We start from the raw sequence: 13,295 nt of genomic DNA, 5'->3' as shown, positions 1-13,295 counted from the left end.
CTGATCGCCTGAAACTATGCCGTTAACTGTAATACATCCTAGCGCGATGCCAGCCTTCCTCAAGGTGCGGATTTCTCCCTAATGCTGAAGGTGGCTTCGCATCTGCCAATGCTTGGCTTCTAAGATATTCTGATTATATTAGTGTATTTGTTTTGGATAGGTTTTCCGTAGAGCTAAAGTGGTGCTTTGAAGTTATTTATTAATATGTAATCCTGAATAAGGACTTTGATTTATGAAGGTTAGCTTGCAGCCTGCCTTGAATGATGGTAATTTGGACGCGAATCAACTGAATAGTCAACGTCAGTTGGGAATTTCGATTTCAGCGATCGCAGAGACTCAAGACCGCCATGTACCCCTGAATTTGTGCTTAATTCTCGATCATAGTGGTTCGATGAATGGGCGATCGCTAGAAACGGTGAAAAAAGCAGCGATTCGTTTGGTAGATAGGCTCAATCCTGGCGATCGCCTCAGTGTTGTAGTTTTTGATCACCGCGCAAAAGTCTTAGTACCCAGTCAAGTGATTGAAAATCCAGAGAAAATTAAACAGCAAATTAATCGCCTAGCCGCCGATGGTGGAACTGCGATTGATGAAGGATTGCGCTTGGGGATTGAGGAGTTGGCGAAGGGGAAGAAAGATACTGTTTCCCAAGCTTTTTTATTAACCGACGGGGAAAATGAACACGGTGATAATAATCGCTGTTTGAAATTCGCCCAATTGGCTGCTAGCTATAATTTGACTTTGAATACTTTGGGATTTGGTGACAACTGGAACCAAGATGTTTTAGAAAAAATTTCCGATGCTGGCTTAGGTACTTTATCTTATATTCAAAAACCCGAACAGGCAGAGGAAGAGTTTAATCGCCTGTTCAGCCGTATTCAAACCGTGGGATTGACTAACGCTTATCTGTTATTCTCCTTGATGCCCAATGTCCGCCTAGCAGAACTCAAACCTGTGGCCCAAGTTTCCCCAGACACAATCGAGTTACCACTGCAACAAGAAGCTGATGGACGTTTCGCTGTGCGATTGGGAGATTTAATGAAAGATGCAGAACGGGTAATCTTAGCTAATATTTATTTGGGACAATTGCCAGCAGGTGAACAAGCGATCGCTAATATGCAAGTCCGCTACGATGACCCAGCCGCTAACAAGGTAGGTTTAGTTACACCAAATATCCCCGTTTACGCCCATGTAGTGAAAAACTATCAAGCAGACCCGAATCCCCAGGTGCAACACTCTATTTTGGCATTAGCTAAGTATCGCCAAACCCAGCTAGCCGAGACTAAATTACAACAGGGCGATCGCAGTGGTGCAGCAACGATGTTACAAACGGCTGCGAAAACTGCTTTGCAAATGGGAGATACTGGGGCGGCGACGGTGTTGCAAACTTCTGCTACCCAGCTACAATCTGGTGGAGATTTATCGGAAAGCGATCGCAAGAAAACCAGAATTGTCTCCAAAACAGTTTTGCAAGATACTCCTCCTCAATGAAAGTTAAATTGCTCTCGGCGTTAAATGACAATAATGTTGATGTGGCTCAAACAAGTAGCCAACGTCAACTAGCAATAACGATTTCAGCTATCGCTGGTGAGTCCGATCAAAATCTCCCCCTTAACCTCTGCTTGATTTTGGATAAAAGTGGTTCCATGCATGGACACCCGATTAAAACGGTGATTCAGGCAGTGGAAGGATTAATTGATCGTTTGAAAGTAGGCGATCGCATTTCAGTTGTGGCTTTTTCCGGTACTGCGGAAGTCATTATCCCTAACCAAGCCATCGAAGACCCCGAAAGCATCAAATCTCAAATTAAAAGCAAACTGACTGCTAGCGGCGGCACTGCGATCGCTGATGGTTTAGAACTGGGAATTACAGAATTGATGAAGGGTACAAGAGGCGCTGTTTCCCAGGCGTTTCTGCTGACGGATGGACATGGTGAAAGCGGTTTGCGGATTTGGAAGTGGGATATTGGGCGAGATGACAACAAGCGCTGTCTGAAACTGGCGCAAAAGGCTGCCAAGCTGAACCTAACTATCAACACTTTCGGATTTGGCAATAGCTGGAATCAAGATTTGCTAGAAAAAATTGCCGATGTCGGTGGTGGAACTTTAGCTCATATTGAACGCCCTGAACAAGCTGTGGAGCAATTTAGCCGACTGTTTGGCCGGATTCAGTCGATTGGGCTAACTAATGCCTACCTGCTGTTATCTTTAGTACCTAATGTCCGACTAGCAGAACTGAAACCCATTGCCCAAGTTGCCCCAGATACAATCGAGATACCAGTGGAACCCGAAGCTGATGGTAGCTTTGCTGTCCGTTTGGGAGATTTGATGCAAGATGTAGAACGGGTAGTTTTGGCGAACATTTATCTGGGACAATTGCCAGAAGGGAAGCAAGCGATCGCTCATCTGCAAATTCGTTATGATGACCCATTGGTTAACGAAGAAGGTTTGCTTTCGCCGTTGATGCCGGTGTATGCAGATGTAGTGCGGGCGTATCAACCGGCATCTAATCCCCAGGTGCAACAGTCCATTTTAGCATTAGCGAAGTATCGGCAAACCCAGTTAGCTGAGGCGAAATTGCAACAAGGCGATCGCACTGGTGCAGCAACGATGCTACAAACGGCTGCTAAAACTGCTTTACAAATAGGAGATAAAGGGGCGGCGACAGTGTTGCAAACTTCCGCCACTCGCTTGCAAGCTGGAGAAGAACTTTCGGAAGCAGACTTGAAGAAAACTAGAATTGCATCAAAAACCGTTTTAACAGGAATAGTAAAAATCCAGTGTTGCTGATTAAGGGTATAAAAGTTTCGCGCCAAGGCAAGGCAGCGCGTTGGGCGGGTTTCCCGACTTGAAGCGACTGCCGCGCAAAGCGAGAAAAAATATTTTATTCCTCAATTGAGCAACAAAGTAGTCGCATATTCCTAACTTATTGATTAACAACCACCGAAGAGTTTGACTTATGCTGATCCAGAAGATTGTCCAAGAATTGCAAGACATCCCTGAAGACAAACTAGCAGAACTTTATGACTTAATTCACTACTTTCGGCTAGGTTTAAGTCAAGAACATAAACAACCTCTTGCGGTGAGCGAAGTCGAACCGCGCACCCCTGGTTTATTGAAAGGACAACTAGGCGATGCTTTCTTTGAACCACTGCCAGAAGAAGAACTTCAGCAATGGGAATGAGCTACCTCATCGACACTCATATTCTACTGTGGTGGCTCTTTGACGATCCAAAACTCCACACTGACTGCCGAGACATCATTCGCAACCCAGATCATCGGATTATTGTCAGCAGTGCTTCTGCTTGGGAAATTGCCACCAAATACCGTATGGGTAAACTACCCGAAGCCAAACAACTTGTTGAACAATATTCACAGATATTGCATCAGGCTAATTTATCGAACTTGCCATCACCACAACACATGCGCTCAGAGCAGGAAGCCTACCGATCGCCCACCGAGATCCCTTTGATCGCATGATCATGGCTCAGGCTGAACTCGAAAGTTTACTTGTCATCACCTACGACAAAGCCTTCCAGACTGGACTGATTCAGGTAATTCCTGACCTTAAGCTCAAGTAAAGTATCGCCAAACTCAGTTAGCCGAAGCGAAATTGCAACAAGGCGATGTCTTACGACAAGCCGCTACGCGTCTACGCACTGGTGCAGCCAAGATGCTACAAACAGCTGCTAAAACCGCTTTACAAATTGGAGATAAAGGGGCGGCGACAGTGTTGCAAACTTCCGCCACTCGCTTGCAAACTGGAGAAGAACTTTCCGAAGCAGACCTCAAGAAAACTAGGATTGTATCAAAGACTGTTTTACAAGAATAATAAAAATTCAGTCTTGCTGATTAACGGTGTGAAAGTTTCGCGCAATGAAGCGATAGCTACCCCCGCCGCAGGCATCGCAAGCTAACGGCTTAACGATATACCAAAATGAATGCGGAAATTACTTAAATAAACAAGCAAACTGGGGTTTGAGAAAGCAATATCTCCTTTTGCTTGCGGAAAACACCAAAATGAGAAAGCAAACCCCAGTTTGAGAAAGCAATATCTCCTTTTGCTTGCGGAAAACACCAAAATGAGAAAGCAAACTGGAGTTTGAGAAAGCAATATCTCTTTTTGCTTGCGGAAAACACCAAAATGAGAAAGCAAACTGGGGTTTGAGAAAGTAAAATGCCATTTTGAGTAAGCAATATGCCTTTTTGCTTATTGAATATGAAGTTTTGAGAAAGTAATATGGCTTTCTGCTGATTGAATATGAATTTAAGTTAAATTTGTCTTCTGATGAACTCAGCGAAGTATCGTCAAACTCAATTAGCCGAGGCGAAATTGCAACAAGGCGATGTCTTACGACAAGCCGCTACGCGTCTACGCACTGGTGCAGCCACAATGCTGCAAACAGCAGCCAAAACTGCCTATTTAATTAATAAATTACCCCTTATGCTACTAATTCCGTCATTACTAGGCTGCACAAGCTCTTGGCAATCGCTTCTGGAGTCAGAACGAAATCTACTTTCCCGGTGTCAATAGCAGCTTTTGGCATATCGAAGTACTCCGAAGTACTTTCATCTTGAGCAATCGTCATGCCGCCATACTTTTTGATTGCCATCACTCCTAAAGCACCATCTCTGCCAAACCCACTTAGGACAACAGCGATCGCCCGCATTCTGTAATTAAGTCCTACCGACATGAATAGTTTATCCACTGAGGGACGAACAAAGTTCATCTTTGGCGACTCTAATAGAGACAGCTGACCGTTAGCACCGACTACTAAGTGCTGATTTGGAACATAAGTGTAAATTGTCCCTGGACGCACTATTTCGCCTGATTTTGCCTGTTCTACCCGCAATGCTGTGTGGCGGCTGAGGATATGTGCCAGACGACTAGGGTAGACAGGATTCATGTGCTGAACTATAATAATCGCTGCTGGGAAATCTGCGGGTATTGCCGACAAAATTTGGATGATTGGCTTTTGCCCGCCCGCAGAAGCTCCGATCGCCACTATGTTATAAGCAATATTGGGGAAGTGTGACAGAATTCGGTGCCGTTGTTGTAACGCCATTTTCTTCTTTGCGAATGTTTAGCGCTCAGTAGCGATCGTCTAATTACTGCTGTAGCAGTCTGACCGAAGAGGCAGGGGGAAAGATTTATTCTTCTTCCCCTGCCTTCATGGTTTCAGAGCCACCGGAATTTATGGATGGAGAACAAAAAAATGTATTTCGAGACACGTAGTGTCTCGAAATACTACGTCCGTTTTCTTGCCCCTCTATTCATGGATGGGGTTTCTCCCCCTGCCCCCTGCCTCTTTTTAACAAGTTATAATTAAATGTTAGCTAGTTAACATATAATTATTATAGTATGTAAGTCAGCTAACATAAACGATTTACAAAAGATAGAGCTTTTGCCAGAGGTTCTTGATTGCTATCGTTTATTTAATACAGATAAGACTGGCTTAAAGAGCCTTTTGCTATCTGTGTTTCAAGTATTATGCACTTGTGAAAAACCAACTTCTAGCTGCCCTACCATCTGAGGAATACTCTCGTCTTGTTGCTTATATGGAGGTTGTCCCCCTAGAGTTAAAGCAAGAACTTTATTTACGTAACCAACCAATTAAGTACGTCTATTTCCTCAACTATGGCGTAGCCTCTATGCTCACCGTTATGACGGATGGTTCGGCAATCGAAGTGGCTACGGTGGGCAATGAAGGAATGGTGGGTCTTCCAGTATTCCTGGGAGCCGAAAAAGTTCCAGGCGAGTGTTTTATACAAGTCTGTGGCTCTGGCTTGAGGATGAGAGTAGATGCATTTAAAACTCATGTCACCGTAACTAGTCCGTTGTACGATATACTACAAAGATACACGCAAGCGCTGTTTAATCAAATCGCCCAATCAGCTGCGTGTAACCGCCTGCACTCAATAGAACAGCGAATGTGCCGTTGGCTGCTGATGACCGCTGATCGAGTAGAGACAGACACTTTTGCAATGACTCAAGAATTTCTCAGCAAAATGCTAGGTGTGAATCGCTCCACTGTTAGCCTTACTGCTTCTATTCTTCAAAGGGCGGGGCTAATCGAATATGTTCGCGGACAAATGACTATCCTTGACCGCTCAGGTGTAGAAGATATCACCTGCGAGTGTTACCAAGTTGTCAGAGGGGAGTTTAAGCGTTTGCTTAACGGCAATTAAGGTTATATTTAACTAACTAATAAGCCAGCATCACCAGTAAGCTGTTGAAAGATTCTTGCTGAGTAAAGCTACCGATACGCCGATAGCGTAGCGGTAGCGAGTCCGCGAGGGTCATAGCCCGTCGTAGACATCGCTTGCTTTCGGCTCAACAACTATATTTCTTCATACCAAAATGTAGCAGTTCTGATCTGAATCTACAGTCATAAATATTGCTCTACGTAAATCAGCGTCTTTAAGGCTGATGGCATCAAGGTCTGCATTTTCCAGAGTAGCACTTTGCTAAAGCCCTTATTTTGCAAAAACTAGCAAAAATCTGCTAAAAGTGCTACAGGTAAATGGTTGTTAGCTTAAGATATACACATGAAAACTACTGGTATTCATCATGTAGCGATTATTTGTTCTGACTACGATCGCTCCAAAACATTTTATGTCGAAACTTTAGGCTTTTCGATTATTCAAGAAACTTTTCGCGCCGAAAGAAACTCTTATAAATTAGATTTACGAGTCGGAGAAAATGCTCAAATAGAGCTATTCTCTTTCCCAAATCCTCCAGAACGAGCTAGTAAACCAGAGGCTTGTGGTTTAAGACATCTTGCTTTTCAAGTTGATGATGTTGAGAAAACTGTTTTTTATTTAAAATCGAAAGGGGTAGAGGTAGAAAATATCAGAGTTGATGAAATTACAAATAAAAAATTTACTTTCTTTAAAGACCCTGATAATTTGCCATTAGAGATTTATGAAAATTAATGTTCAGGATGATTATTAGAGAATATAAGCTGTCTGATACTAAGCTAATCATGAAGCTATTTTATAATACAGTTCATGAAATCAATATTTGCGATTACACTCAAGAACAAGTTGATGCTTGGGCACCCGAAAATATGGATTATGAAGTTTGGCACAAAAGATTACAAGCCAAGCTTCCTTACATTGCAGAAAATAATAGTGAGATAGTTGGGTTCGCAGAATTAGAAGCTGATGGTCACATTGATTGTTTTTATTGTCATAGTAAATACCAAGGGAAAGGGATTGGTTCAAAACTCTTAATTCATATAGAAAGTACTGCGAAATTACAAGGGATTCAACGACTATATACAGAAGCAAGTATTACTGCAAAGCCATTTTTTGCAAAGAGGAGATTTAGCGTAGTCAGAGAACAGCAAGTAGAACGGCGGGGAGTTTGGTTTCAAAACTATGTAATGGAAAAATATTTGTGAATGTTGATAATATCTGCAAATTATTACTCCCGGTTCGCCCATTTTTTTATGAGTTAGAGAAATGAGGGTATCCATCAAAAAAACAGTACATTGATACCATGAATAACTAATCGTTTAGTCATATCTATGCGGGGATTTTGTATTCCTAAAAAGTAGCAGCAATCGTGATTTTTGGCTTGAGCTTGATTCAAATACAGCAGATTGCAACAGGCGTGAGGTACAGATAATCGTAGGGAACATGGCTGTACCTAGGCTGTTGACTCATACTATTTTTGTGTCAGGGCAAAATCTCTCTTGTGACTACACATATTTTGCATGATTTGTTAACTTCTAAAAAGGCACATAGTCAATGCCCTAGGCTGTGCCCCTACCCATGTACTATAATCTGGTTCTTTTTACTTACTGCAAAAATGAATAAATATAAGTCGATATGTTGAAAATAGGGTTTAAATATGGGAAGTTTTCTGTTTGGGTAGTAAAATATTTTGCACAAAGCGATCGCGTCCTGTTGCCTTTGCTTGATACAACGCCCGATCTGCTGCGGCAATCATTTCTTCCAAGTCAGAATCTGGCTGAGGAATTTCTGTCGTGAACCCGGCACTAATGGTTACATAAGGGTTAACTTCGGAATTTATATGAGGAATTGCAAGTGTGCGGACAGCATGGCAAATATTGTCGGCAACATGAGTTGCTCCGTCGGTATCTGTGTTAGGTAAAATCACAGCAAATTCTTCCCCACCATAACGGGCAACTAAGTCTCCGGGACGTTTAATAATATCTTTGATGGCTTGAGCAATTTCGTGAAGACAGCGATCGCCTATCCGATGACCATAAGTATCATTATATAATTTAAAGAAATCAACATCGCAAAGAATCAGTGAGAGAGACTGTTGATCACGTTTCATTCGCTGCCACTCTTGGTTAAAATATTCTTCAAACCGTCGGCGGTTCGCTACTTGAGTTAATCCATCGATTGTAACTAATCGCTGCAATTCCAGATTCACAGTTTCCAGTTTTTGCTGTAACTGAGATTGCTGAATCAAGCGTTTTACCCGTTGTCGCAAAACTGGTCAGTGAATTGGTTTGGTAACATAGTCTATTGCCCCCACTGCAAATGCACGGTCAACTGACTCTTGATCTTCAAGTCCTGTAATCATTAAAACTGGAGTGTGCTTGTTACAATCAAGAAGTTCTAACTGAGTGCAAAACTCGAACCCATCCATATCCGGCATTATGGCATCAAGGAGTATTATATCAGGATGCAGTTGGTTAAAAGCTTTTATTGCCTCTATGCCGTTTTGAGCCTCTGCTATTTGATAACCTTCCCGCTCCAAGAAATGCCGTAGTATCAGACGAATAAAAGGTTCATCATCAACAATTAGAACTAAAGATTGGCTTTCTTGAGCAGTGGCTTTCATGGTAATTCCTTCGCAAGTTCTTTTTCTAAGGCAGTTTTAACTTGTTCATATTCCTGATATAGTTGTGAAAGCAATTCTAGGCTGTTTTCTAATTTATTGTTGCTTCCCTGTGCTTCTAACACCCTGCAAATCTGCGCCAAGGCGATCGCTCCAATAGAAGCACTGCTGGACTTGAGTTGGTGCGCTGTCTTCCATATAGCTTGAATATCCTGAGTTGTGATAGCTGTACTAATATTTTGCATCAGTCTGTCTGTCTCAGTAAGATAACATCTAATAAATTCAGCAAATACCACACGATCTCCTTTGACGATATCCCGCAAGGATTGGAGAATTTTGGCATCAATTTTGCTGCTTTGTAATTCTTGGCAGATCAGTTTACCTTGTTTTCTGCCAGAAGTGAATTCAGAGCTTCTTTGGGGAGGGCATTTGCTGAGTGCCTGGGCTAACTCTTTAAGCTGAATAGGTTTGCTAAGATAGTCATCCATGCCAGCAGCAAGACAAACTTCGCGATCGCCCCGCATTGCATTGGCAGTTATAGCGATGATATGGGGGCGAAAACCCACTCCCCACTCTTGACAGATTCTCCGAGTTGCTTCTAATCCATCCATTTCAGGCATATTGACATCCATCAACACTACGTCGAATGGCTGTCTTTGCAAAGCCTTAAGCACTTCTAGCCCATTAGTTACAACATCTGCCCCATAACCCATTTTCTTTAGCATCAGGAGAGCAACTTTTTGATTAACAACCGTATCCTCTGCCAGAAGAATCCGCAATGGCAGTCGATGGGCTAAATTCCGATCAACCACGGGAAAATGAGCAATACTGGCTGGGATTGCCTGATTTCCCAAAATACGGCTAATAACTTCATAGAGTTGAGACTGTTTGATGGGTTTACTCAATGAGGCAGCAAACTGGACATCATTAAACTCAGACGAAGTTTCTACTTTACCGAAAGAGGTCATAATCACCAAAGGCAGATTTTGACAGCCAGATTGCTTGCGGATTTGACGAGCTAGGGTAATGCCATCCATTTCTGGCATCTGCATATCTAAAATGGCAATATCAAACTGTGTTCCCTGAGCAAGTACAGCTAAAGCTTCTTTACCAGATTTAGCAGTATAAGTTTCCATCTTCCAAGACTCTGCTTGCAAACTAAGAATTTGACGGTTGGTAAAATTGTCATCGACAATCAAAATTCGTTTGGACACAAGCTGGACTAGCGAAGTGCTTAATTCAGCTTTTTCTGACTGAGCAGCTACTTTGGTCGTAATGGTGAAGTAGAATGTTGAACCTTGGGAAGAATCAAGAGTTGAAGAATGCAGCAGGAGCTTTTCACTTGGGGATTCAACTTCAGATGATTTGGCAGCCCTAAATGAGAGTTCAGTGGGAGTCTTAAACCCTTGCTTTTTCTGGACATAGCTGGAGGCAGAGGGCATTTCTCCTACCTTCGTCGATAATAATTTTTCATTTTCCCATCTAGGGCTAGGATTACCACCGATAAACCCCTGACTTTCTACCCAAAGAGTGCCGCCCATCATCTTACTGAGCCGTTTGCAGATAACTAGTCCCAGCCCAGTGCCACCATATCGTCGAGTCATGGAGACATCAGCCTGAGTGAAGGGTTGAAATAACCGCTCTATTTTCTCTGGTGCGATGCCAATACCTGTATCTTTGATAGCAAATTGAATTTCGTAGAGAAATTGTTCTTTTCTAAGAGGGGCTAGGGATTGGGCAGAAGTTTCTTGATTCAATTGCCCATTAGCTCTTATAACTAGTTCTACAGAGAGTACCACTTCTCCGTTCTCGGTAAACTTAATGGCATTGTTGAGGAGATTCATTAAGACTTGGCGCAGACGAGTCAAATCGCCGATGATGTGAGTGGGAACTTGGGGTTGGATTTGGTAAACTAGCTCGATATCCTTTTGGGCAGCTTTAGGAGCTAAAAAGGAAATAGCCTGCTCAACACAAGCTCTCAAATCAAAAGGTTGCTCTTCTAATTCCAGTTTGCCCGACTCAATTTTGGAGAAATCAAGAATATCGTTGATGATGATGAGCAAAGCATCGCCGCTATTGCGAACTGTTTCCACAAAGTCTTGCTGTTGAGGCGTGAGGTCAGTATCTAGCAATAGACCTGTCATAGCAATAACAGCATTCATCGGAGTCCGAATTTCGTGGCTCATCATCGCCAAAAACTCACTCTTTGCCCGATTTGCGGCTTCTGCCTGACGTTTTGCCTGCTCCAAGGCAAAATTTTTCAAGGTAAGTTCTTCACGTTGGCGCGTTTCTTTTTCCAGTAAGTGAGCTTGTGCTAGAGCAATACCTAGTTGAGCCGCTACTGCTTCTAATAATTCAATTTCGTCTTGTGTCCACTGGCGAAAATAGCTACACTGGTGTAAGCCGATCGCACCATTGGGTTCTCCTTGATAAGAGGTGCGGATTGATAGCATAGACTTCAGCCCAATTTCTCGGCAGATAAGTTCAGCCTTCTGGAGTAAAGGATCAACATACACATTTGGAGAAGCGATCGCACTTTCTTTGGTCATCATCTGCTCGGCATGAGGATTATTGGTCATGGGAATTTCCAATTTCAAGCTGGAGCAATAAATAGGGAGTGTACTATACTCTGCTACTAGAGGAATTCGGGGTGTAGGGTAGTTAATGTAAGAGTGGATCAGACAGCGTTCAGCTCCAAATGCTTGTCCAATTTGGGTAGCAGCTGTCTCAAAGATTTTGCTGGTATCGAGACTTTGACGGATTTCTTGAGTAATTTGTTCAAGTAGTAAGGTTCGATGCAATTGCCGTTGTAGAGCCTCTTTAGCTCGTTTGTTTTCGGTAATGTCGTGATTGATGCCAACAGTGGCAACAGTTTCTCCCTGTTCATCTTGTAAAGCGACTATGGTTGTTTCAGAAATTCCCTCACTACCATCTTTGCGAATAAAGTTTATTTCCCCTGACCAGCGTCCTTGCTGGTTGATTGTTTTGTTAATTTTGGTGCTTAAGATTGCGGCTACTTCCGGCTGTAGCAAAATACTGGGATTTTGAGCTAAAACCTCTGCTTTGCTATAACCATACATACTTTCGGCAGCAGGATTCCAATCAATAATATTTCCAGTTAAATCTGTGATAATTACGCCATCATGCATATTTTCAAAGGTGAGGGCTTGCCGACGCAGACGAGCTTCGGCAAGCTTATGTAAGCGAAGCTCGTCGTAGACATCGCTAATATCTGCCTGAATGCCGATGAAATGACTTAACTTGCCGTTCTCGTCATGAATAGGAGAAATACTCAATTCATTCCAGAATAATGTACCGTCTTTGCGATAGTTGCGGAGAACAACTTTGCAACTAGTTCCAGCTTTAATAGATGACCGCAATTCATTGAGTACTGGTTGCTGGGTATCTGTGCGTTGCAAAAATCTACAGTTTTGGCCAATTATTTCAGTAGCACTGTAGCCTGTTATTTGCTCAAAGGCATGGTTGACGTAAATAACGGGATGGGAAGCAAGCCTGGCATCGGCAATAACGATTCCATTACCGGTAGCAGCAAGTGCCCTCTCCCGCAGTCTTAAGGTTTCTTCAACCAGTTTCAAATCAGTAATGTCAAACATAAACCCCCTGAGCATGACCGGAGTTCCTGCTTCTTGAACTACACTAACAATGTCTCGCAGCCAAACAACTCGCCCATGGGCTGCTAACATCCGGTATTCCAATTCGTGATTCTCGCACCTAGCAGTTGCTTCTTGGCAAAAACGAACAGACTTTTCTCGGTCATCTGGATGTAGATGATTAACCCAAAAATTTTCTTCGTACCACTCTGCGATCGCATAATTTAACAAGTCTACTGCTTGCGGCCCAACATAGATAAATCGCTGAGTCTTCAAGTCTAATTCCCAAGGGATGACTTTGACCGTTTCCAACAACTGTCGCCAACGATTTTCACTGGCACAAAGAGCAATTTCTACCTGTTTTTGTTCAACAATTTTGTGGGTTAAATCCTGATTTATTGCTGTTATCTGTTGGTTGCTTACTTTCATCGCTAGGGCAAAATAGATTGATAATATTAGGGCATCGATAACTAATAACCCTACAATCAATACTACTTGTGTTGATAACCCCGGATTTGGGATTAAAAGTCTCTGGCAGAATAGGACTACAGAGATTGAGAAGAGAATCCCCAACAATAGCGCTAGAAATTCTCTTTGGCGGGAAAATATTACAGTTTTTAACCAGTCATATTGGTGATGTTTAACCACTTATTAAACCTCCAGCACTTTTAGGACGTATCGTCCTAACTTTTACTTTTAAGTAATCTAAAATATTAATAACAATGGGGCAATCACGTAATTTATTTTTGAGTAAAATATTTGTATACAATATTGGCAAAAAAACTTAATAAACCGGGAGTCAGAATTGGGAGCATCCCAAATGTATAAAAACATATTTTGTCATTGCGAGCGTAATGACTAGTTCT

10 protein-coding genes and 2 pseudogenes are annotated in these 13,295 nt (G+C 42.5%); 9 read left to right on the top strand and 3 right to left on the bottom strand.

The annotated features are described in order from the left end of the window. Positions 1-232 precede the first annotated feature (232 nt). From ANSO36C_RS29605 to ANSO36C_RS29585, 6 genes and pseudogenes are all read left to right on the top strand, one after another. Positions 233-1,489 carry a vWA domain-containing protein gene (locus tag ANSO36C_RS29605; RefSeq protein ID WP_251957664.1) on the top strand — a complete coding sequence of 419 codons (1,257 nt, stop codon included), beginning with the start codon at positions 233-235 and terminating at the stop codon, positions 1,487-1,489. After that, positions 1,486-2,787, top strand: coding sequence for a vWA domain-containing protein (locus ANSO36C_RS29600; RefSeq protein WP_251957663.1), 1,302 nt, complete (start codon positions 1,486-1,488; stop codon positions 2,785-2,787). Before ANSO36C_RS29605 ends, ANSO36C_RS29600 begins: the two co-directional genes overlap by 4 nt. Positions 2,788-2,956: 169 nt before the next feature. Further along, positions 2,957-3,181, top strand: coding sequence for a hypothetical protein (locus ANSO36C_RS29595; protein WP_251957662.1), 225 nt, complete (start codon positions 2,957-2,959; stop codon positions 3,179-3,181). Continuing rightward, on the top strand, positions 3,178-3,477 hold the full coding sequence (locus ANSO36C_RS29590; protein WP_251957661.1) for a type II toxin-antitoxin system VapC family toxin: 300 nt from the start codon (positions 3,178-3,180) through the stop codon (positions 3,475-3,477). The genes ANSO36C_RS29595 and ANSO36C_RS29590 overlap by 4 nt, the downstream gene beginning before the upstream one ends. After that, positions 3,396-3,578 carry a PIN domain-containing protein gene (locus ANSO36C_RS34585; RefSeq protein WP_323374624.1) on the top strand — a complete coding sequence of 61 codons (183 nt, stop codon included), beginning with the start codon at positions 3,396-3,398 and terminating at the stop codon, positions 3,576-3,578. The genes ANSO36C_RS29590 and ANSO36C_RS34585 overlap by 82 nt, the downstream gene beginning before the upstream one ends. Next, positions 3,569-3,829 (top strand): annotated as a pseudogene (locus ANSO36C_RS29585) (hypothetical protein); the annotation flags it as partial. The gene ANSO36C_RS34585 and the pseudogene ANSO36C_RS29585, both read left to right, overlap by 10 nt. 610 nt (positions 3,830-4,439) lie before the next feature. Here the strand turns inward: ANSO36C_RS29585 and ANSO36C_RS29580 are convergent. Further along, positions 4,440-5,063, bottom strand: coding sequence for a chemotaxis protein CheB (locus ANSO36C_RS29580; protein WP_251957660.1), 624 nt, complete (start codon positions 5,061-5,063; stop codon positions 4,440-4,442). Positions 5,064-5,496: 433 nt separating this feature from the next. On the opposite strand from ANSO36C_RS29580, the gene ANSO36C_RS29575 reads away from it, so the two are divergent. The 3 genes from ANSO36C_RS29575 (at position 5,497) to ANSO36C_RS29565 (ending at position 7,403) form a co-directional block, all read left to right on the top strand. After that, positions 5,497-6,186, top strand: coding sequence for a Crp/Fnr family transcriptional regulator (locus ANSO36C_RS29575; protein ID WP_251957659.1), 690 nt, complete (start codon positions 5,497-5,499; stop codon positions 6,184-6,186). Positions 6,187-6,546: 360 nt separating this feature from the next. Then, complete coding sequence (gene gloA2 / locus ANSO36C_RS29570) at positions 6,547-6,933, top strand: SMU1112c/YaeR family gloxylase I-like metalloprotein (RefSeq protein WP_251957658.1); 387 nt, start codon at positions 6,547-6,549, stop codon at positions 6,931-6,933. Between the two features lie 8 nt (positions 6,934-6,941). Beyond that, positions 6,942-7,403 carry a GNAT family N-acetyltransferase gene (locus ANSO36C_RS29565; RefSeq protein WP_251957657.1) on the top strand — a complete coding sequence of 154 codons (462 nt, stop codon included), beginning with the start codon at positions 6,942-6,944 and terminating at the stop codon, positions 7,401-7,403. 446 nt (positions 7,404-7,849) lie between these two features. Here ANSO36C_RS29565 and ANSO36C_RS29560 read toward each other — a convergent pair. Then, positions 7,850-8,821: pseudogene (locus tag ANSO36C_RS29560) on the bottom strand (diguanylate cyclase domain-containing protein). Further along, positions 8,818-13,077, bottom strand: a complete 4,260-nt coding sequence (locus ANSO36C_RS29555) for a PAS domain-containing hybrid sensor histidine kinase/response regulator (RefSeq protein WP_251957656.1) — start codon at positions 13,075-13,077, stop codon at positions 8,818-8,820. Before ANSO36C_RS29555 ends, ANSO36C_RS29560 begins: the two are co-directional and overlap by 4 nt. Positions 13,078-13,295 lie beyond the last annotated feature (218 nt).

The organism is Nostoc cf. commune SO-36 (assembly GCF_023734775.1).
Classification (GTDB): Bacteria; Cyanobacteriota; Cyanobacteriia; order Cyanobacteriales; family Nostocaceae; genus Nostoc; species Nostoc commune_A.
Note: the sequence above shows the minus strand (reverse complement) of the source record. Positions and strands in the feature narration are given on the sequence as shown.